Annotated in this window: 20 protein-coding genes and 1 riboswitch; of the genes, 9 read left to right on the top strand and 11 right to left on the bottom strand. The window is 68.5% G+C overall.

What is annotated here, in order from left to right; genetic code table 11:
* The first annotated feature begins 193 nt into the window (after positions 1–193).
* Genes arsB through NIBR502771_RS09435 form a run of 3 tightly spaced genes read left to right on the top strand, consistent with a single transcriptional unit; the run spans position 194 to position 3,058 of the window.
* Positions 194–1,186 carry an ACR3 family arsenite efflux transporter gene (gene arsB / locus NIBR502771_RS09445; RefSeq protein ID WP_246839893.1) on the top strand — a complete coding sequence of 331 codons (993 nt, stop codon included), beginning with the start codon at positions 194–196 and terminating at the stop codon, positions 1,184–1,186.
* 26 nt (positions 1,187–1,212) lie between these two features.
* Positions 1,213–1,632, top strand: coding sequence for an arsenate reductase ArsC (locus NIBR502771_RS09440; RefSeq protein WP_141159533.1), 420 nt, complete (start codon positions 1,213–1,215; stop codon positions 1,630–1,632).
* Between the two features lie 37 nt (positions 1,633–1,669).
* Entirely contained in the window at positions 1,670–3,058 is a 1,389-nt protein-coding gene (locus NIBR502771_RS09435; protein WP_141159532.1) for an FAD-dependent oxidoreductase, read from the top strand.
* Between the two features lie 55 nt (positions 3,059–3,113).
* Here NIBR502771_RS09435 and NIBR502771_RS09430 read toward each other — a convergent pair whose 3' ends face one another.
* Positions 3,114–4,016 carry a response regulator transcription factor gene (locus NIBR502771_RS09430; RefSeq protein ID WP_246839855.1) on the bottom strand — a complete coding sequence of 301 codons (903 nt, stop codon included), beginning with the start codon at positions 4,014–4,016 and terminating at the stop codon, positions 3,114–3,116.
* Between the two features lie 374 nt (positions 4,017–4,390).
* Here NIBR502771_RS09430 and map point away from each other — a divergent pair, with 374 nt between their 5' ends.
* The gene (gene map / locus NIBR502771_RS09425) at positions 4,391–5,164 is read left to right on the top strand and encodes a type I methionyl aminopeptidase (protein WP_141159530.1); all 774 of its coding nucleotides are present in this window, start codon (positions 4,391–4,393) and stop codon (positions 5,162–5,164) included.
* A 63-nt stretch (positions 5,165–5,227) separates the two neighbouring features.
* Here the strand turns inward: map and NIBR502771_RS09420 are convergent, their stop codons facing one another.
* Both NIBR502771_RS09420 and NIBR502771_RS09415 read right to left on the bottom strand, forming a co-directional pair.
* A complete protein-coding gene (locus NIBR502771_RS09420) occupies positions 5,228–6,163 on the bottom strand; it encodes an SGNH/GDSL hydrolase family protein (RefSeq protein WP_141159529.1) in 936 nt (311 codons plus the stop codon).
* Positions 6,164–6,283: 120 nt separating this feature from the next.
* Positions 6,284–6,802: a GNAT family N-acetyltransferase gene (locus tag NIBR502771_RS09415; RefSeq protein WP_141159528.1), complete on the bottom strand. Its 519-nt coding sequence runs from the start codon at positions 6,800–6,802 to the stop codon at positions 6,284–6,286.
* 165 nt (positions 6,803–6,967) lie between these two features.
* On the opposite strand from NIBR502771_RS09415, the gene NIBR502771_RS09410 reads away from it, so the two are divergent.
* Complete coding sequence (locus tag NIBR502771_RS09410; RefSeq protein WP_141159527.1) at positions 6,968–7,378, top strand: hypothetical protein; 411 nt, start codon at positions 6,968–6,970, stop codon at positions 7,376–7,378.
* Here the strand turns inward: NIBR502771_RS09410 and NIBR502771_RS09405 are convergent.
* Together NIBR502771_RS09405 and NIBR502771_RS09400 are read right to left on the bottom strand one after the other, a co-directional pair.
* Entirely contained in the window at positions 7,347–9,323 is a 1,977-nt protein-coding gene (locus tag NIBR502771_RS09405) for an amino acid transporter (protein ID WP_141159526.1), read from the bottom strand. The two genes, NIBR502771_RS09410 and NIBR502771_RS09405, sit on opposite strands and share 32 nt — an antisense overlap.
* 145 nt (positions 9,324–9,468) lie before the next feature.
* Entirely contained in the window at positions 9,469–10,047 is a 579-nt protein-coding gene (locus NIBR502771_RS09400) for a TetR/AcrR family transcriptional regulator (RefSeq protein WP_141159525.1), read from the bottom strand.
* A gap of 135 nt (positions 10,048–10,182) precedes the next feature.
* On the opposite strand from NIBR502771_RS09400, the gene NIBR502771_RS09395 reads away from it, so the two are divergent.
* The gene (locus NIBR502771_RS09395) at positions 10,183–10,860 is read left to right on the top strand and encodes an NADPH-dependent F420 reductase (RefSeq protein WP_141159524.1); all 678 of its coding nucleotides are present in this window, start codon (positions 10,183–10,185) and stop codon (positions 10,858–10,860) included.
* 27 nt (positions 10,861–10,887) lie between these two features.
* On the opposite strand, the gene NIBR502771_RS09390 is transcribed toward NIBR502771_RS09395, so the two are convergent.
* Complete coding sequence (locus NIBR502771_RS09390; RefSeq protein WP_141159523.1) at positions 10,888–11,571, bottom strand: response regulator; 684 nt, start codon at positions 11,569–11,571, stop codon at positions 10,888–10,890.
* Complete coding sequence (locus tag NIBR502771_RS09385; RefSeq protein WP_141159522.1) at positions 11,568–14,144, bottom strand: DUF4118 domain-containing protein; 2,577 nt, start codon at positions 14,142–14,144, stop codon at positions 11,568–11,570. Before NIBR502771_RS09385 ends, NIBR502771_RS09390 begins: the two co-directional genes overlap by 4 nt.
* A gap of 177 nt (positions 14,145–14,321) precedes the next feature.
* Between NIBR502771_RS09385 and NIBR502771_RS09380 the strand changes: the two genes are divergently transcribed.
* On the top strand, positions 14,322–15,068 hold the full coding sequence (locus NIBR502771_RS09380; protein WP_141159521.1) for an ABC transporter permease: 747 nt from the start codon (positions 14,322–14,324) through the stop codon (positions 15,066–15,068).
* A 141-nt stretch (positions 15,069–15,209) separates the two neighbouring features.
* Here NIBR502771_RS09380 and NIBR502771_RS09375 read toward each other — a convergent pair whose 3' ends face one another.
* Positions 15,210–15,755 (bottom strand): YceI family protein, encoded by a 546-nt coding sequence (locus NIBR502771_RS09375; protein WP_141159520.1) that lies wholly within the window; start codon positions 15,753–15,755, stop codon positions 15,210–15,212.
* Between the two features lie 145 nt (positions 15,756–15,900).
* On the opposite strand from NIBR502771_RS09375, the gene NIBR502771_RS09370 reads away from it, so the two are divergent.
* Positions 15,901–16,329 carry a hypothetical protein gene (locus NIBR502771_RS09370; protein ID WP_246839854.1) on the top strand — a complete coding sequence of 143 codons (429 nt, stop codon included), beginning with the start codon at positions 15,901–15,903 and terminating at the stop codon, positions 16,327–16,329.
* A gap of 42 nt (positions 16,330–16,371) precedes the next feature.
* Complete coding sequence (locus tag NIBR502771_RS09365) at positions 16,372–17,106, top strand: CDP-alcohol phosphatidyltransferase family protein (RefSeq protein WP_141159519.1); 735 nt, start codon at positions 16,372–16,374, stop codon at positions 17,104–17,106.
* A 29-nt stretch (positions 17,107–17,135) separates the two neighbouring features.
* Here the strand turns inward: NIBR502771_RS09365 and crcB are convergent, their stop codons facing one another.
* The 3 genes from crcB to NIBR502771_RS09350 are packed head-to-tail and all read right to left on the bottom strand — an operon-like array spanning position 17,136 to position 18,582.
* Positions 17,136–17,513, bottom strand: coding sequence for a fluoride efflux transporter CrcB (crcB, locus tag NIBR502771_RS09360; protein ID WP_246839853.1), 378 nt, complete (start codon positions 17,511–17,513; stop codon positions 17,136–17,138).
* Entirely contained in the window at positions 17,510–18,034 is a 525-nt protein-coding gene (locus NIBR502771_RS09355) for a CrcB family protein (RefSeq protein ID WP_141159518.1), read from the bottom strand. The genes crcB and NIBR502771_RS09355 overlap by 4 nt, the downstream gene beginning before the upstream one ends.
* The gene (locus NIBR502771_RS09350) at positions 18,034–18,582 is read right to left on the bottom strand and encodes a universal stress protein (protein ID WP_141159517.1); all 549 of its coding nucleotides are present in this window, start codon (positions 18,580–18,582) and stop codon (positions 18,034–18,036) included. Before NIBR502771_RS09350 ends, NIBR502771_RS09355 begins: the two co-directional genes overlap by 1 nt.
* A gap of 71 nt (positions 18,583–18,653) precedes the next feature.
* Positions 18,654–18,740, bottom strand: a riboswitch (Fluoride riboswitch).
* Positions 18,741–18,761: the final 21 nt, after the last annotated feature.

Genomic DNA, 18,761 nt, shown 5'->3' with positions numbered 1-18,761 from the left:
GATATGGTTGCCGATACTTCATATCGACGAACATCAATGTTGTTTCAGCAGTCCCGCCCAGGCAGTACACCAGCGCCACAGGAGTTCCGTGAGCATCCAGACTGACCATACATCCCGCCTTGACCCTGCGGCTCCCATCGCGCGCAAACTCTCCACCCTGGACCGGTTCCTGCCTGTCTGGATCATTGCGGCCATGGCACTGGGGCTGCTGCTGGGAACCTTCGTCCCGGGCCTGAACACGGTTCTCGAGGCCGTCAAAATCGGCCAGGTGTCCCTGCCGATCGCCGTCGGGCTGCTGGTGATGATGTACCCCGTGCTTGCGAAGGTCCGCTACGACCAGGCGCACCGGGTGATCGGTGACCGCAAACTCATGATCACTTCCCTGGTGCTGAACTGGGTACTGGCCCCGGCGTTCATGTTCGCCCTGGCCTGGATCTTCATCCCTGACCTGCCCGAGTACCGCACCGGCCTGATCATCGTGGGCCTGGCCCGCTGCATCGCCATGGTGATGATCTGGAACGACCTCGCCTGCGGCGACCGGGAGGCCGCGGCCGTGCTGGTGGCCATCAACTCGGTCTTCCAGGTCATCGCGTTCGGCGCCCTGGGCTGGTTCTACCTCCAGCTCCTGCCGTCCTGGCTGGACCTGCCCACCACCAGCGCGGACTTCTCCTTCTGGTCCATCACCGCCTCCGTACTGGTGTTCCTGGGAATCCCCCTGATGGCCGGCTTCCTCACCCGGACGATCGGCGAAAAGGCCAAAGGCCGCGACTGGTACGAAGGAACCTTCCTGCCGAAGCTCGGACCGTGGGCGCTGTACGGGCTGCTCTTCACCATCACCCTGCTCTTCGCCCTGCAGGGCGGCACCATCACGTCCCGGCCGCTGGACGTGGCCCGGATCGCGCTGCCGCTGCTGGTCTACTTCGTGGCCGTTTTCGGCGCCGGCATGGCCGTTGGCAAGTGGCTGGGCCTCGGCTACGCCAGGACCGCCACCATGGCCTTCACCGCCGCAGGCAACAACTTCGAACTCGCCATCGCTGTGGCGATTGGCACCTTCGGCGTCACCTCCGGGCAGGCCCTGGCGGGCGTCGTCGGGCCCCTGATCGAAGTCCCCGCCCTCGTTGCCCTGGTATACGCGGCCCTCTGGGCCCGCACCCGCTATCTCACTACCAGCCAGCCTTCCGCCTAACCCCGAGAACCCCCAGGAGAAACCCCGTGACCACCGAAACCGCCAAAAAGCCCTCCGTCCTGTTCGTCTGCGTCCACAACGCCGGGCGGTCCCAGATGGCCGCCGCCTTCCTGACCACCCTGGCCAAGGGCGCCATCGAGGTCCGCTCCGCCGGTTCCCAGCCCGCCGACAAGGTCAACCCCGCCGCCGTCGAGGCCATGGCCGAACTCGGCATCGACATGTCCGCCGAGATCCCCAAGGTCCTCACCACCGAGGCAGTCAAGGAATCCGACGTCGTCATCACCATGGGCTGCGGCGACACCTGCCCGATCTTCCCGGGGAAGCGCTACGAGGACTGGGAACTCGAAGACCCCGCCGGCCAGGGCGTCGACGCCGTCCGCCCCATCCGCGATGAGATCAAGGGCCGCATCGAGGGCCTCATCGCCTCCCTCACCCCCGCCCAGTAACCAGTAACCCCCGGACCGTAGAAAGCAGAGAACCCTCGTGGCTGGTACCAACACCCTCCCCGTTGTGGTCATCGGCGCGGGCCCCATCGGCCTCGCCGCGGCGGCGCACCTGCTGGAACGCGGCCTGGAACCCCTCATCCTCGAAGCCGGCCAGGCCCCGGCCGCGGCGATCGGGCAGTGGCGGCACATCCGGCTCTTCTCCCCGTGGCAGTACAACACCGACGCCGCAGCCGTGCGCCTGCTGGCCGAAACAGGCTGGACTGCACCCGAGCCCGCGGCATTGCCCACCGGCGGGGACCTTATCGACCGGTACCTCACCCCGCTCGCCGCGCTGCCGGCCATCGCGTCCCGCCTCCACACCGGCGCCCGCGTCATCGCGGTGACCCGCCAGGGCATGGACAAAACACACAGCCGCAACCGCAACAGCACCCCCTTCCTGGTCCGGGTGGAACACGCCGACGGCGATGTCCGCGACTACCAGGCCGCCGCCGTCATCGACGCCTCCGGTACGTGGTCCACCCCCAACCCGCTCGGAACCTCGGGGCTGCCCGCCGTCGGTGAAGCCGCCGCCGCTGCCCATATCTCTTCCCCCCTGCCGGACGTGCTGGGCCGCGGGCGCGCAGGCTTTGCCGGGCGCACCGCCGTCGTGATCGGTTCCGGCCACTCCGCCGCCAACACCCTGATCAACCTCGCAGACCTTGCCACCCAGGAACCCGGCACCAGGATCGTCTGGGCCATCCGCGGCACGTCGGCGGCCAGGGTTTACGGCGGCGGCGACGCCGACGGGCTCGCCGCCCGCGGCTGGCTGGGCAGCCGGCTGCGTACCCTCGTCGAATCCGGCGGGGTGGAACTGCACACCGGCTTCGCTACCGCCTCCATCGAGGCAGCCGACGGCGGCCCGGTCACCCTGACCGCCACGGATGGCCGGACCCTCCAGGCCGATGTGGTGGTTCCGGCCACGGGGTTCCGGCCCGACCTGAAGATCCTCCAGGAGCTGCGGCTGGAACTGGACCCGGGCGTGGAGGCCCCGCGCAGACTCGGACCCCTGATCGACCCGGAATTCCACTCCTGCGGAACGGTGGAACCGCACGGTGCAGCAATGTTGTCCCACCCTGAACAGGACTTCTACGTCGTTGGGATGAAGTCATACGGGCGCGCGCCCACCTTCCTGCTGGCCACAGGCTACGAACAGGTCCGGTCCCTCGCGGCTGCCCTGGCTGGGGACCGGGAAGCAGCCGACACCGTGCAACTCGAGCTGCCGGAGACCGGGGTCTGTTCCTCGGACACCGGCACCAGCTGCGACGTCCCCGCTGCCGCTTCTGCCGGATTCGTGGCAGAAACTTCCGGAGGATGCTGCGGCACCCCCGAGCCGCTGCTCATCGGATTCCCCACTGGCCTGGCCCACGGCCGCCCCGGTGACAACTGACCACCCTCCTTAACGCCCCCCAAATGAGCGCTAAGGGGGACAACGTCCCAACCCGTTAGTGCCGGGTGGGCCCGGGCGCCCTGTCTGTGGCGCGCGTATTGGAAGGTCCCGGAATCCGGTCATCGGGGCCTTTGAGTTTCTTCGGTCGTTCCTGCAGGCGTTTTGCCGGGCGGGGACGGGCAACGGCCAAAGCATCGGCAAGCCGCATGGCGTCCAGGAGCAGCACCTTGTTGGACGGCGGTATCCTGCCCGCCTCGCTGGTGCAGATAACCAGCGCCGCGGTGACTTCCGCGATCAGGTCCGGGTCACGACTGCGCCGGTACTCCCGGGCGAGGTCTCCTGTCTCCTCAAGTTCCCCGGAGACGAATACCGCCACCTCGGTCCTGCGCGACATGTCGAATTTCATCAGCACCGATGAGACCATGTTTTTCACGGTCTTTTCGGCCAGAGACAATTCCTGGCCGATCTGTGCGTTGGCCAGCCCGCGGGCAACCCCCACAGCCACCTTCATTTCCTGTTTGGAAAGCATCCCCAGCCGGCCGTCGGGCCCATTCATCCCGTCGGCCTGGATGGGAGCCAGGATGCCGGTCTGGAAACGGCGGCTGAAGGCTGTGTACCCGTGCATGGCCCGCCGGATCAGCCTCAGCTGCTCCTCATTGTCGTCCTGCTGGGACAAACACCCCCAGGCACCGGCCAGAATCGCGCCAATAAGGACCGCTTCGTCAGTTTCACCCGTCATCAGCACGCACCGGATGGTGGGGTCAGCGGCTGCGATTGTCCGGCAGAGCCCCGCACCGGAGCCATCTGGAAGGTCATCGTCGATGATGGCCAGATCCGGACGTATCGCAGGGATCCGCCGCGCCGCCTGGCGGACAGAGCCCGATTCCCCGGCAACGTTGAACCCATTGGCCGACAACAGCCCCCGCAGACCCTGCCCAACCAGCTCTTCCCCAGTCACGACGTATACGCTCCCCAAGGAAGACGACGCCAAACCAGGTTGATAGCCAGTGGCCATACTCGTTCCGTTCACTCGCCCTTGAAACCCCAAAGGCGCTTGTTAGTCTCCTGCTTTGCCACTCTGGCCCACCGCGAAAAGGAGAACAGTTACCTGATACGGGTACCTGCGAAAGCGAACGAATGTGTCGACCCACTTACAGGCTAGCCCCATCAGCAGGGTCCCAACACCCTGCGCGGGCTGCAATGCAGGGTGCCGGGCACGGGGGCCCATTCCAATCCCGCAATAATCCCGCAGGTCGGCACAGTTCCTTGCAATCGGCCGGGATACGGGAAATAGGATGGCCCGTAGGCTTTACCGGACACGAAGGGCGCCCCATGATCGAGATCCTGAACCCCGCCGAAGTGGCCCGCGCACGCGTCACCGGCGCCCTGGTGGCGGACATCCTGCAGGCCATGAAGAGCCGCGCCACCGTGGGCACCAACCTCCTGGACATCGACCAGTGGACCAAGGAGATGATCACCGAGGCCGGGGCCGAATCCTGCTACGTGGACTACGCGCCGTCGTTCGGCCGCGGCCCGTTCGGCCACTACATCTGCACCGGCGTCAACGATGCCGTGCTGCACGGACTCCCCCACAACTATGACCTGGCCGACGGGGACCTGCTCACCCTGGACCTCGCCGTCGTCAAGGACGGGATTGCCGCCGACGCTGCCATCAGCTTCATCGTCGGTGAATCACGCCCGGCGGAGAGCGTTGCCATGATCGAAGCCACGGAACGGGCCCTGGCCGCGGGGATAGCCGCCGCCGGGCCGGCCGCCAAGATCGGCGACGTCGCCTATGCCATAGGCCGGGTCCTTACCGACGCCGGCTACCCCATCAACACCCAGTTCGGCGGCCACGGCATCGGCTCCACCATGCACCAGGACCCGCACGTCCCCAACATGGGCCGGCCCGGCCGCGGCTTCAAACTGAGGCCCGGGCTGCTGCTGGCGCTGGAGCCGTGGATCATGGCGGACACGGCGGAGCTGGTGACGGACGACGACGGCTGGACGCTGAGGAGCGCCACCGGCTGCCGGACGGCCCACACCGAGCACACCATCGCCATCACCGAGGACGGCGCCGAGATCCTGACGCTCCCCTCGCGGTGAGAAGCTACTCGGTCCCGGCCACGGCGCTGCGGCGTTCCAGCGTGTCCCTGCCCAGGGTACGGCTCAGCCCTTCACGAGCTGTGCAGGTTTGATCGCGCTGACCATGGCCGGGTAGTAGCCCTGTGTATATCCGTCGGCGGTGGGGTGGAAGTTGAACTGCGTGTACTGGCCGAGGTTGAACCAGGAGTCGAGGGAACCGATTTCGTGGCCGTTGAATTTGGGGGTGACGTCCACGAACTGCGCGCCGGCGCTCCGTGCCTTGCCCGCGAGGACGGCGTTGAGTTGGTCCGTGCCCTTGTCGAACACCGCTGCGGCCGCTGCGGACATGACACCGCCGCCTGCTATGACTGTGGTGGATTCCCCGGCCGTCGCAAAGAGCTGGGGGTACCCGAGCCAGGCGATTTTGGCATTTGCCGCGTACTCGCGAATTTTTGCGACCGTTCCAGCCACGTCGACGCCGTTTGCAAGCCGGACTCCATAGGCTACGGCCTCCTGGCAACCGACAGCCGTTGGTGACGGGTCTGCAGCGCACGCTCCGATGATCTGGCCGAAGTTGACGTCGTTGCCGCCGGCGGTGAGGGTCACCAGTCCTGTGGTGCTGTTGAGCGCACCATCACGGGACGCCTCAGCCGCCTGCTGGACGATGGTGGGAATACCCCCGGCTGGAACTCCGGCGGTGGAGTTTGGATCTCCCACAAGTGCGCCCGCACACGCATAGTCGCCGGTGAGGGCCACCGATTGCAGCTGGTCGAACAGCGTCACGTCGTCAGGGCCGCCGTGCAGGCAGGTCGGGCCGCCGTATTCGGGGCTGAGGTATCCCGGATTCACGAGGGCGGTTGGCGCAAAAGAGCCCCACCCGGCCGAGTAGGAGTCCCCAAGGTTGACATATTTGACGGGCTGCTGCGCGGCGAAGGCAGGAGCTGATGCGCCGGAGAGGATGAGGGCTGTGGCAGCGGCGAACGTGGCCGCACTGCGACGCCAAACTACGGGGAATTGCATTATGGGCTCCAAACTGTACTCGAGGACGCGGTCCCCATGACCTTAGGCGCGGGCGCACGATCAGGACAGGGTCCTATGGCCCCGGACAAGAAGTTGAAGGAGCCACATGGGATAAGGCAGTTACCGGGTCCCGGCCACGGCGCTGCGGCGTTCCAGCAGCAGCGTGTCCTGCCAGTGCCCCGCTTTGGGGCCGGTACTTATGCGCGCAATCCGCTCCCTGGTCCCCACCACCCGGAAGCCCAGCTTCCGGTGCAGCGCCAGGCTTGCCGTGTTCTCCGGGAAAATGCTGGACTGGATGGTCCAGATGCCCGCGGCCTCCGTCGACTCCACCAGGGCGCCCAGGAGCAGCCGGCCCACGCCCCGGCCCTGTGCCTGCGGCGCCACGTAGATGGAGTGCTCCACCAGGCCCCGGTACACCTCCCGGGACGAAACGCGGGACACCGCGGCCCAGCCCGAAACCCGCCCGGCATCCTCGGCGACCAGCCTGTGCTCGGGCAGCCGCACGGCGTCGAACGCTTCCCAGGTGGGCGGCTCACTCTCGAAAGTCGCCTCCCCTGTGGCAATGCCGGCGGCGTAGATGGCGTGTACGGCGTCCCAGCCCTCGGGGCACATGGGGCGGATGGTTACGGGGCTCTCCATGGGTCCCATTATGGTGCCGGCCCGCTCCGCCTTATCCCGCGAGATGGCCCGCGGCGGTGCGGCGGCCCGTAAATAATGCGTCAAAAAACGGCCGCCCGCGCCCCGGACGGGCCCCTCAGGACCTTTCATTAAGGCAGGAAAGTGTGTAGAGCCAGGGGGCGCAGGATGCGGTGGGATGAGTCGCCCGAGGACCGCGGCAGGGTGAAGTTCGCCGCGGCAGCCGAGGCCGTGGAGGGCTACGGCGGCCGGGGGTTGAACGGCCGCGCCCTGCAGCCTGCCAGCGGCTACCTGTTCCCCGACCAGGACGGCGAGGGCTGGTGGGTGGTCTTCCAGCCCTGGCCGTCAGCCGGCCCGGAGGCGCACCGGGTGCCCGGCGACGTCCTGGCCTGCAACGACTCCTACGGCGACATGGTGCACGTTGTGGTGCTGGCGTCCGGCGTCTGGGAGGACGACGCCGAGGCCGCCTTCCGCTCGCACCGCCCTTCCAGCCTGGCGGACGCAGCCCGGGTTGCCGCCTCGGTGGCGCACATCAGCCAGCCGCACATCAGCCGACGTGGACCCACGGCCGCTGGGTGACGTCCGGGACGGCCTCGCGGAGAACCTCCCTGGTGACCGGGGCGATCTCGCCCTCGCCCAGGAACAGGAACCGGACCAGGTTGGTGATGGGGTTCCCCTCCGTCCAGCGGAAGTAGATGTGCGGCATCAGGCCGGTGACGTCGCGGATGTGCAGCAGCACGGAGGCGATGGTGTTGGGAACCACCGGGCCGTGGACCTCCAGGATGTGGTACCCATGCCGGTTGATGCCGCGGACATGCAGTTCGGTTTCGAAGTCCGAGGAGTCGTCCACGATGACCTCAAGGAACAGGGCGTCCCCCGCCAACGGGAGGTGGCTGACCTCGATGGCTGACTCCAGCTTGTCCCGGTAGGCCTCCGGAGACAGCCGCAGCGGTTCGTGCGCGATGATCGCGATGGGCCCGTCCAGGGTGCTGGACATGAACTCCAGGGCCTGCTGGTCCAGGTGCACCCGGGTGGCATGCAGCTCGAAGGAGCGGCGGACCCGGGACAGCAGCGAGATGACGATGATGCCGAGGATGAAGATGGCGGCGATCCGGATGCCCTCGGGCCGTTCAAAGATGTTGGCCACCGTGGTGTAGGCGAACACCACCGAAATGGCGCCGAAGCCCACGGTGAGGTTCCGCTGCCCTTTCCTGCGGGCCGAGAGGGTCACAGCCACCGCGGCGGAGGTCATTAGCACCAGGACGCCGGTGGCGTACGCACCGCCCTGCGCATCGACGTCGGCATTGAAGATGAAGGTGATCAGGAAGCCGATCAGGGTGAACACCAGCACCAGCGGCCGCACGGCCTTGGCCCAGCCCGGGGCCATGCCGTAGCGCGGCAGGTAGCGGGGCACCAGGTTCAGCAGCCCAGCCATGGCGGATGCCCCGGCGAACCAGAGGATGGCGATGGTGCTGATGTCGTACACGCTGCCGAAGCCCACGCCCAGGTATTCGTGCGCCAGGTAGGCCAGGGCACGGCCGTTCGCCTGGCCGTCCGGCTGGAACTCCTGCTCCGGGATGAGCACCACGGTGATGAAGCTCGAGGTCAGCAGGAAGGCGCTCATGATCACGGCGGCGGTGGTGAGCATGCGCCGGGCTCCGCGGATGCGGCCGGCAGGATTGTCCTCGGTGTCGTTGTCCGCCCCCCGCACCTGGGGCATGACGGCGACGCCGGTCTCGAAGCCGGACAGGCCCAGCGCCAGTTTGGGGAACACCAGCAGGGCGATGGCCACCGCCATCAGCGGGTTGCCGTGCGATACCCACAAATTGGTCCACCAGTCGCCCATGGCCACCGGATGCGAGATGACCTGGCCCAGGGTCACCACCACCACGATGGCGTTCAGGCCCAGGTACAGGACCACCAGGACCACGGCGACGCCGATCGCTTCCTTGAAGCCCCGCAGGAACACGGCAGCCAGCAGGGCGAGCAGGACCAGGGTGATGGGAATGTTCTGCCCCTGCAGCCAGCCGGGGGCCACGGGGTTGTGGATCAGGTGCGCGGTGGCGTCGGCGGCCGAGAGCGTCATGGTGATCATGAAGTCGGTGGCCGCGAAGCCCAGCAGCACCAGGACCAGGAGCTTGCCGCCCCACCGCGGCAGCAGCCGTTCCAGCATGGCGATGGAACCTTCGCCGCGGGGGCTTTCACCGGCCACCCGCCGGTACACCGGCAGGGCGCCGAGCAGGGTCACGGCCACAAGCACCAGGGTGGCCAGGGGTGAGATGACACCGGCGGCCAGTGCGGCGATGGCCGGCTGGTAGCCCAGGGTGGAGAAGTAGTCCACACCGGTCAGGCACATGACCTGCCACCATGCATGCTTTTTCTCGTGCTGCGTGGGCACGCCGCCGGGGCCCTGGTGGGTACCCTTGCTGTCCTGCAGCCCGAACAGCAGCCAGTCCTTCAGCGCCTTCCTGCCGTGGGCATGGGGCGCGGAAGGATCCGCCGGGGGCCTGCTCAACGTGGTCATCTCTGCCTTTCCGCGCTGCCCTTTGCACCGCGACCACTGCGAAGCTAGCACCGGGCAAAACGGCGGATCGGCGAAAAGGACCTTTATTGACGAATCCTTTACGCGGGAATTTATGACGGCGGCACGCGGCTTTGGTGCCCACCGTTTAGGGGCGCGGGCAGGCCTGCCCGATCAGCAACTGCGCAAGGGCCAGGGCGCGCCTGCCGTACGTCCCGCCGTCGAGCACTGCCGCCGTGGCGTAGGCGCCGTTGAGGACGATGAGGAGCTCTTCGGCGAGCTGGTCCGGCGACTCCGCTCCGGCGTCGGCCGCCAGCGAGCTGAACCAGTCGCGCACCTGCTGCTTGTGGCCCACAGCTGCCATGTGGGCCGGGTGCTGGCCGAGCGGAAACTCGGTGCTCGTGTTAAGCATCGGGCAGCCGCGGTATGTTGGGCCGGCGCAGTCGGCAGCCAGCACCCCAAACACGGCAAGGAGCTTCTCCCGGGGATCGTGTTGCTCATCAGCGGCCTCCCGCATCCGCTCAAACCAGGCGTCGGCACGCCCCTGCACATACGCGGTGGCAAGGGCGTCCTTGGTGGGGAACTGCCGGTAGACGGTGGCGTTTCCAACCCCGCATTCCCTGACCACCGTATCCATGCCCACGGCCCGGATTCCCTGCTGGTAGAACAGCCGGGTGGCCACATCCAGGACATTGCGCCGGTTCTCCTCCGCCGTCCTTCGCACCATTCGGACCACACTCCCTCGAAATCTTCTGCACTCTGCTTGGCCTTAAGTTTGACAGACGGAACGTTCCGTCACAAACTAAATGAGAACGATCCGTCACAATCAGCCCCGTCCCCACGGACCCACCAAGGAGCACCAATGAACATCGCCGTCCTCGGCACCGGCATCGTCGGCCGGACCATCGCAGCCCGCCTGGCAGAGCTGGGCCACAACGTCACCATCGGCACCCGCGATCCGGAAGCCACCCTCGCGCGCACGGCCCCGGACGCCATGGGAACTCCCCCGTTCGCCGGCTGGGCCGCCGAAAACCCGGGCATCGCCGTCGCCGGTTTCGCCGACGCTGCGGCCGGCGCCGAACTCATCGTCAACGCAACCAACGGCAACGCGTCCCTGGACGTCCTGGCAGCGGCCGGCGCCGGGAACCTGGACGGCAAGGTAATCCTGGACATCGCCAACCCGCTCGATTTCAGCAAGGGCATGCCGCCCACCCTGTTCGTCAAGGACACCGACTCCCTCGGCGAACAGATCCAGCGCACCTTCCCTGCCTCGCGGGTGGTGAAGTCCCTCAATACGCTTAACGCCGACCTCATGGCACGCCCCACGCTCCTGGCCGACCCCGGCACGGTCTTCGTCTCCGGCAACGACTCGGACGCCAAGAACACCGTCACGGGCCTCCTTAAGGACTTCGGCCATGACGATGTCCTTGACCTCGGCGACATCTCCACCGCCCGCGGCACCGAAATGCTCCTGCCCGTTTGGCTGCGCCTCTGGGGCGCGCTGGGCACCCCGGCGTTCAACTTCAAGATCGTCCGGTAAGCCCGCTCCTGCCGGCCCTGGTACGGGTTACGGCTCGAAGCGGTAGCCCATCCCGGCCTCGGTGAGCAGGTGCCGGGGCCGGGCCGGGTCCTTCTCCAGCTTGCGGCGCAGCTGCCCCATGTAAACGCGCAGGTAGTGGGTCTCGTTGTCGTAGCCCGGGCCCCAGATCCTGGCCAGCATCTGCTGCTGGGTGATCAGCCGGCCGGGATTCCGCACCAGCAGTTCCAGGATGGCCCACTCGCGCGGGGTGAGCCGGACCGGTTCCCCTTCCCGGGTCACCTTCCGGTTGGCCAGGTCCACCTCGAAGTCCCCCACGTCGACGGCGGGCGGGTCCTCGGCAACCTCGGGCGCGCTGCTCCGGCGGCCGGCGACGCGCAGCCTTGCCAGGAGCTCGTCCAGCCCGAACGGCTTGGTCACGTAGTCGTCGGCGCCGGCGTCCAGGGCCCTGACCTTGTCCACGGACCCGTGCCGGGCGGAGAGCACGATGATGGGCATGCTGCTGGTGCGCCGGACGCGGGTGATCACGTCCACGCCGTTGATGTCCGGCAGGCCCAGGTCCAGCACCATGACATCCGGGTGCCCGCCTTCCGCGTGCCTGAGCGCGGACGCCCCGTCCAGGGCCGTAAGCACCCGGTACCCCTCCGCCTGCAGGTTCACCTGCAGGGCGCGCAGCAGCTGCGGTTCATCGTCAACGATCAGGACTGTCCTCATACGGTTGCGGTGCCTGCTTCCCGGCGGATGTTGGGGCTGTAGGGCCCGGTGGACAGCGGCAGCCGGACCACCATGGTCAGCCCTCCGCCCGGAGTCGGCTCGGGCACCAGCCGGCCGCCCATCGCCTCGGTAAAGCCCTTCGCCACGGCCAGGCCCAGCCCGATGCCCAGACCTTCCGGCGCATCGTCAAGCCGCTGGAACGGCCGGAACATCTCCACTACCGCGGCAGCGGGCACACCCTGCCCGTGATCGACGATACGCAGCTCACCAAAAGGCGTGCCGCCGTCGTCCGCTGCGTTGGCCGCTCCCGACACGCCCACGATCACCACGTCCGAGCCGGGCGCGTACTTGAGCGCGTTTTCCACGATGTTGGCGATGACCCGCTCCAGCATGCCCAGGTCTGCGTCCACGGCCGGCATGTTGGGTGCGAGGTCGATCCGGATGCGCTCCGTGGGGATGCCGCGCAGGGCGTCCTCGATGGCATCGCGCCACGTGACCGGGGCGGTGTGCGGTGCAGCCGATCCGCTGGAGATCCGGGACATGTCCAGGAGATTGGAGATGAGGGCGTCCAGGCGCTCGGTGTAGGAATCAATGGTGGCCAGCATCTCCTCCTGCACCTCCGCCGGGAGCCTGCTGTTCTGGCGGCGGAGCGCGGTGACCGCCAGCTTGATCCCTGCCAGCGGCGTGCGAAGGTCGTGGCTGACCGCGCTCAGGATTGCGGTGCGGACGCTGTTGCCCTCCGCCAGTTTCGTGGTGCTTTTCAGGGTGCGCTGCAGGGCGTGGTGTTGCCGGAGCAGCAGGAGGTGGGCTCCGTGGGCGGCCAGCAGGAGCCGGTCCCCTGCCGTCAGGGTGCGGCCGGACAGGACCAGGGCGGTCCGGGGATCGGCCAGTTCCACGTTGTCAGTGAGCGCGGTTGCCGCCTCCGGGGACGGTGGCGGCGCGTCCCCGGAAAACGCCTGCAGTTCCCACGTGTCCTGCCTGTCCCCGGTACGGGTGAAGAGGCCGGCGGCCCGGACCTGGAAGGTTTCGCGGGCCTTGTCCAGGAAACCGGCAACGGTATCGTCCGCGAGGAGTGCATCCCTGGCGAGGTCGGCGAGGGTGGTGGCCTCGGCACGGGCGCGGACGGCTTCCCGCGCCCGGCGTTCAGACAGGCCCACCACCAGGGACACGGCCACCGCGGCCCCGAGGAAGACCAGCAGGGCAAAGACGTTCTGCGGGTCGCTAATGTTGAACGTGCCCACCGGGTCCGTTTCGAAGTAGTTCAGCAGCAGCGATGCCAGGACGGCTGCGAGCACGGCCGGCCACAGCCCGCCGATGAACGCCACCGCCATCACCCCGGTCAGGTGCACCAGGGCGTGGGTGGCGAGGTTCAGGTCGCGGCTGAAGGACAGGAGGGTGGAGGCCAGCACGGGGAGGAGCACCGCGAGGATATAGCCAACCGTGGTGCGCGTGCGGCTGAGGGCTGCGGGGGTATGCCGCGGGAGTCCGCGGGCCGCGGGCGGATGGGAGACCAGATGCACGTCGATGTCGCCTGATTCCCGCACCACCCTTGACGCCACGCCCCTGCCCAGGACGCGGCTCCAGGGGCTTCCCGGTGCTGCCCCGAGGACGATCTGGGTTGCGTTGGCGCTCCGGGCGAATTCCAGCAGGGACTGCGCCGGGTCATCCCCGGACACCGTGTGGAAGGTGCCGCCGAGGTCAGTGATGAGCTGCCGCTGCGCCTCCACGGTTTGTTCCGACGCCTCCCGCCGTGCGGTGGTGCCTCGCACGTGGACGGCCAGGAGTTCGCTGCCGTTGACGCGGGACAGGATCCGGGCCGCCCGCCGGATGAGCACCTCGTCCCCGGGGGAGCCGGCAAGCCCCACCACCACCCGTTCGCGGGTGGGCCACGCGGCGGTGATGCCCTGGCTTTCCCGGTACGCCGCCAGGCCTTCCTCCACCCGGTCCGCGAGCCAGATCAGGGCCATTCCGCGCAGGGCCAGCAGGGTGCCGGGCCGGTACTCGTTGGCCAGGGCGGCATCGATCCTGTCCGCCGGAAAGATCCTGCCGTCCGCCACCCTCTGGCGCAGGAGCGCAGGTGGGATGTCCACAAGCTCAATGTGGTCCGCCCGCCGCACAATCCCATCCGGCACCGTTGCGTCCGGCGGATCGTCGATGATCGCGGCAACCAGGTCTCTGAGGGACCCCAGCTGCTGCACGCAAAGGGTGGACAGCACGTCGATGCCCGCCGCCAGCAGCTCCTCGATATCCTGCCATCTCTGCTGGTTCCTGCTGCCTGGGGCGTTGACGTGTGCGTACTCGTCCACGACGGCCACATCCGGCTTCCGTTCCAGCACGGCGTCCACGTCCAGGCCCGGCACCCCTGCTCCCGTCGTACCGCCCGAAAGGCGCGGCGCAACGGCGTCGAGCCCTTCTGCGAGCTGCCGCGTCTCCTCCCGGTCGTGGTCCGCTGCGATGCCGACCACGACGTCCCTGCCCCCGGCCAGCAGCCGGTGCGCTTCCCGCAACGCGGCGTATGTGGTGCCCGCGCCGGGCGCCGCGCCCAGAAAGATCCGAAGGGTTCCGCGTGACATACCCACAGTCTTATCCTGTCCGGTCACCTGGGCCAACTTTCGGCCTGCGGGAGCGGTGGTAGTGATGGGGCGTCACAGGAAAACCCGCCAAAGGTGATGGGGCGTCACAGGAAAACCCGCCAAAGGTGATGGGGCGTCTGGGCGGGGACGACGGCGGGCGCTCAGTAAGCTGGCAGGATGTCCGTGCTTGCCGCCCTGCTGCCCACCCTGGCGGCCATTGCCATCCTGGCGGCACTCACGGTGGGCATCCTGTGGGGCTCGCGGACGCCGTCGTACCTCTCCCCTGCCCTGGCCATCCTGCGCGGCGCGGCGCAGCTGGCCGTGATCAGCCTGGTGCTGGGCGGCGTGATCAGCAACCCGCTGTGGGTGGGGGCGGCCCTGCTGGTGATGTTCAGCGTGGCGGCCGTGACCGCGACGCGGCGCCTCACCTGGTCCTGGCGGCCCTTTGGCCTGGTGGCCGGAACCATGGCCGCCGGGATCCTGGTGACGGTCGCCGTCGTGTTCGGAACCGGCGCCATTGAATTCTCGCCCCGGTACGCGCTGGCGGTGGGCGGGATCGTGATTGGCAACTCCATGACCATCGCCACCCTTGCCGGAAGGCGGTTCTTCGAAGCGGTGGTGGAGCAGTGGGACCAGGTGGAAGGGTGGCTCGCGCTGGGTGCCACGCCACGGCAGGCAACCCTGGTCCAGGCCCGGCAGGCGGTGCACTCGGCGCTGATTCCCTCCACGGACCAGACCAAGACCACCGGCCTGGTGACCCTCCCGGGAGCCTTCGTCGGGGCGATCTTCGGCGGCGCCTCCCCGTTCGAGGCAGGCCGGTTCCAGGTGGTGGTGCTCGCCTCGATCATGGCAGCCGGGTCCATTACCGCCGTGGCCCTGATCCGTTCACTGGGCAACGTCAAGGTCCGCCCCGACCCGCTGTAGGCCACCGCTGGCGCGGCGCAAATCCATTTCCGCTGCGCAAAGGCATTCCCGCGGCGCCAAAACGCCGGCGCTACGGACATTCCGGTAGCGCCGGCGTTTTCGCGCGTCGAGAAGTAACGGGCGCGGCGGGAACCTGCGGGATTAGGCCTGCTTGACCAGGGCCGCTTCGAGGTTGATCTTCACCTTGTCGCTGACCAGCAGGCCGCCGGCTTCCAGCGCCGCGTTCCAGGTGAGCCCGAATTCCTTGCGGCTGATCTCGGTCTCGGCGGAGAAGCCGGCCCGGGTGGCCCCGAACGGGTCAACGGCCACGCCGGTGAATTCGACCTCCAGCTCCACAGGCTTGGTCACGCCCTTGATGGTCAGGTCGCCGGTCAGGGTGTAGTCCTCCCCGTCCCCTTCGATGGCGGTGCCGCGGAATGTCATCTCGGGATACTTCTCGACGTCGAAGAAGTCCGCGCCGCGCACGTGTGCGTCGCGGTTGGCGTCACCGGAGTCGAAGCTTGCGGTGGAGACCGTGGCGTGCACCGACGAGTCAGCCAGCGACTCGCCCACGCGTGCCTCGGCCTGGGCTTCAGTGAAGCGGCCGCGGACCTTGCTGATCCCGGCATGGCGGACGCTGAAGCCGATCTCGCTGTGCGACATGTCCAGGGTCCAGGTTCCCGGCGTGATGTCCTTGGGAAGGGTCATTGTCATTCTCCTTGCTCGTAGGGCCGCAGGCTCGGCTGCCCGCTAAAGGGCGCAAGACTGCGGATGCCCCTAATATTCCCCCTAAATCCCACAACGAGAACAGGGCCGAATGAACCGGAAGGGAACTTCGGGCGTATACATAAGCGTGGCTCTACGATTACTGACCGCCCTGGCGCTGTTCATCGATGCCGGCGTGCACCTGTTCCTGGCCCCGGGCTACCAGAACACGCAGCCGGGCACCGTCAGCCAGGGCACCTTGTTCCTGCTCGAAGCGGCGGCCGCGCTGGTGGCAGGCGTTTACGTCCTGGTCCGCGGCAGCAGGGCTGCCTATGGCGTGGCCCTGGTGGTGGCCCTCAGCGCGTTCGCCGCCGTCGTGCTGTACCGGTACGTTGACATCCCTGCCATCGGACCGATCCCGGCCATGTACGACCCCGTCTGGTTCTTCTCCAAATCCCTCAGCGCCGTTGCCGAGGGTGCCGGGGCCCTGCTTGCGCTTGCCGGCCTGGTCCGCGGCCGCCGCAGGGGAACGTCCGACGCCGGCGCAGGAGTCCGGTCCCGGCGCTTCCGGCGGTGACCACCACCCCGGCCGTTGTTAGCATGCGAGGGGAGGTGGGCGATGAGCGGGGCTGAGCGGGCGGTGCCGGACGCCTTCGGAGCCGTCTCGGGGTACGTGTTCTCGGCCCTGGTGCTGACGTCCGTGTCCCCGTCCGGACTGCTCCTCCAACTGGCCGGCCTGTGCGCGGGAGCAGTGGTGACGGGGGCCGCCGTCGGCTCGGTGCTGCGGCGGATCCCGCGCTTCTCGACGCCGGCGGACCGGGTGACCCTGCTGCGCGCCATCCTGGTGGCCCTGTGCGCGGTGCTGGCGGTTCCGCAGTTATTCACGGGCCGCCGCACCGACCTGTTCCTCCCCCTCCTGGGCGCCGCGGCGTTCCTCCTGGACGGGCTGGACGGCGTGGTGGCGCGGCGAACCGGAACCTCCTCAGCCGCCGGAGCACGGTTCGATTCCGCCACCGACGCCGCACTGGTGCTGGTGCTGTCCGTCGGAGCCGCTCCCGTGGCCGGCCCCTGGACGCCGGCCATCGGGGCCATGTATTACGCCTTCGTGGCCGCGGGCCTGCTCCGGCCGCAGCTTCGCGCGGTGCTGCCGGCCAGCGCGTCCCGCAAGGCCATCGGGGCATTCCAGCCGTTTGCGCTGCTCATTGCCCTGCTCCCGGGCGTCCCTGCCCTGGCCGCGGGCCTGGTTCCCGCGCTGGCCCTCGGTTTGCTCGCCGTGTCCTTTACCCGCGACGTGGTCCAGCTGGAGCGCCTGCACCGTGCCGGGCTGCGGGAAGTTCCCGCCGGAATTTCCTAGCCGGCCTGGGGCCGCTGCATCCGGTGCCGTCAGAGCAGGCCCGCGAGGGCGAAGCCGCCGGCCGCGGCGCCCACCGCGGCCACCGCGGTGCCCACGGCGTTGAGGAGTGCCAGCCCGGTGCGGCGGGACTGGACCAGGCGGACTGTTTCGAAGCTGGCCGTGCTGAAGGTGGTGTAGCCGCCCAGGAACCCCGTGCCGGCGATGGCCTGCAGCTCGGGTGGGGCCGCGTGCACGATCACGGCGCCGGCGAGGAGGCCCAGCAGGAACGATCCCGTGACGTTGATGGCGATAGTGCCAACCGGCAGCGCGGTCCTGATTTTGGTGCGCACCAGCCCGTCCACCACGAAGCGGGTGGCGGCTCCGAGGCCGCCCGCGAGTCCCAGCAGGATGATGGTCAGGGGGCTCACCGGCGTCCTTCCTTCGCGGCGGCCGGCCCCGGCCGGCGGGTGGTGCGGCCGTGCTGGGCTGCTGCGAGGCGGATGCCCGCGACGGTTGCCACCGCGCCGGCCACCACGGAGGCGCCGACGTAGAGGACGGCATCGGCACTGCGGCCGGTATTGACCAGGGTGGTGGCTTCCACGGCCAGGGTGCTGTAGGTGGTGAAGGCGCCCATGAACCCGGTGCCCACCAGCAGCCGGACCAGCCTCAGCCGGCCGGCGTCGGGCCCCCGGCGGACCAGTGCCTCCAGCAAGGCGCCGAGCAGGAACGCCCCGGCCAGGTTGATGGCCAGGGTGGGAAGCGGCCAGCCGCCGGGTGCGGGCAGGACGCCGCTTACCCCGTAGCGGGCCAGCGCGCCGAGGATTCCGCCGATGATGACCACCAGGACAAACCCGGGGTGCAGGTGGACCGGCCGGTGGACGCGCGCCCCGCCCAGGGTTCCGAGGTCGGCTGCGTCCTGCGTTTCGGTCCTGGGGACGGGCTGCTCCATCAGCGTCCCGCCTTCGGCTGGCGCCTGGAATGCGGGGCCAGCGGGACCACCAGGACGGGCCGGTGCTGGCGGTGGGTCAGGTGCACGGCAACGGATCCCACCAGCAGTTCCTCGAACCGCGCGCCGAGCCCGCGTTCCCGGGTGCCCACCACGATGACAGAGGCATCAGTGGATTCGGCCAGCCGTCCGAGTGCCCGGGCCGGGTCCCCCGCCAAGGTCACGAAGGACCAGTCGATCCCGCTGGCGCCCAAAGCTTCTTGGAGGTCACCGGCAATGGAGGCGCTGATCCCTTCGATGTCGTCATCGATCCCGTCGGGGTCGATGGGGCGGGCCTCCACCCTGCCGTCGGGCTCTTCCGCCAGGTACGTGGTGACGTCCACATAGGCACAGACAAGTTTCACGCCCAGGCTGAACGCCAGTTCGGCGGCACGGTGGGCGACTGCGAGCGGCTGGCCGGGCACCACGCCCATGAGCACCGGACCGCTGATCTTCCGGGGGACGTAGGGCACGGCACCGGCGGGGTCTTTGGGTTGCTCGGGCTCAGTCATGGGCTCTCCTGGTCGGGCCGGGGCAGGAAGACTGGGCCGGCTGCGGGCACGGGCCACCTACCTTCGGATCAGCAAAGGCAGGAACCATCAGCCAGGCGGCGGTTCGAAGACCGCGCACCTGCGCGGGCCTTCCGGCGGGATCCATCACCGTGAACAGAGACTACAGGTTCTTCCGCACC

It is taken from the genome of Pseudarthrobacter sp. NIBRBAC000502771 (assembly GCF_006517215.1).
Taxonomy (GTDB): domain Bacteria; phylum Actinomycetota; class Actinomycetes; order Actinomycetales; family Micrococcaceae; genus Arthrobacter; species Arthrobacter niigatensis.
The sequence above is the reverse complement of the archived record's forward strand: the minus strand, read 5'-3'. Positions and strand labels throughout refer to the sequence as shown.

What these genes read in the sequence shown, in the direction of transcription:
- arsB (WP_246839893.1), top strand. Translation starts at nt 194, where the DNA reads ATGGCACTGGGGCTGCTGCTGGGAACCTTCGTCCCGGGCCTGAACACG.
- map (WP_141159530.1), top strand. Translation starts at nt 4,391, where the DNA reads ATGATCGAGATCCTGAACCCCGCCGAAGTGGCCCGCGCACGCGTCACC.
- NIBR502771_RS09420 (WP_141159529.1), bottom strand. Translation starts at nt 6,163, where the DNA reads ATGCAATTCCCCGTAGTTTGGCGTCGCAGTGCGGCCACGTTCGCCGCT.
- NIBR502771_RS09415 (WP_141159528.1), bottom strand. Translation starts at nt 6,802, where the DNA reads ATGGAGAGCCCCGTAACCATCCGCCCCATGTGCCCCGAGGGCTGGGAC.
- NIBR502771_RS09410 (WP_141159527.1), top strand. Translation starts at nt 6,968, where the DNA reads ATGCGGTGGGATGAGTCGCCCGAGGACCGCGGCAGGGTGAAGTTCGCC.
- NIBR502771_RS09405 (WP_141159526.1), bottom strand. Translation starts at nt 9,323, where the DNA reads ATGACCACGTTGAGCAGGCCCCCGGCGGATCCTTCCGCGCCCCATGCC.
- NIBR502771_RS09400 (WP_141159525.1), bottom strand. Translation starts at nt 10,047, where the DNA reads ATGGTGCGAAGGACGGCGGAGGAGAACCGGCGCAATGTCCTGGATGTG.
- NIBR502771_RS09395 (WP_141159524.1), top strand. Translation starts at nt 10,183, where the DNA reads ATGAACATCGCCGTCCTCGGCACCGGCATCGTCGGCCGGACCATCGCA.
- NIBR502771_RS09390 (WP_141159523.1), bottom strand. Translation starts at nt 11,571, where the DNA reads ATGAGGACAGTCCTGATCGTTGACGATGAACCGCAGCTGCTGCGCGCC.
- NIBR502771_RS09385 (WP_141159522.1), bottom strand. Translation starts at nt 14,144, where the DNA reads ATGTCACGCGGAACCCTTCGGATCTTTCTGGGCGCGGCGCCCGGCGCG.
- NIBR502771_RS09380 (WP_141159521.1), top strand. Translation starts at nt 14,322, where the DNA reads ATGTCCGTGCTTGCCGCCCTGCTGCCCACCCTGGCGGCCATTGCCATC.
- NIBR502771_RS09375 (WP_141159520.1), bottom strand. Translation starts at nt 15,755, where the DNA reads ATGACCCTTCCCAAGGACATCACGCCGGGAACCTGGACCCTGGACATG.
- NIBR502771_RS09365 (WP_141159519.1), top strand. Translation starts at nt 16,372, where the DNA reads ATGAGCGGGGCTGAGCGGGCGGTGCCGGACGCCTTCGGAGCCGTCTCG.
- NIBR502771_RS09355 (WP_141159518.1), bottom strand. Translation starts at nt 18,034, where the DNA reads ATGGAGCAGCCCGTCCCCAGGACCGAAACGCAGGACGCAGCCGACCTC.
- NIBR502771_RS09350 (WP_141159517.1), bottom strand. Translation starts at nt 18,582, where the DNA reads ATGACTGAGCCCGAGCAACCCAAAGACCCCGCCGGTGCCGTGCCCTAC.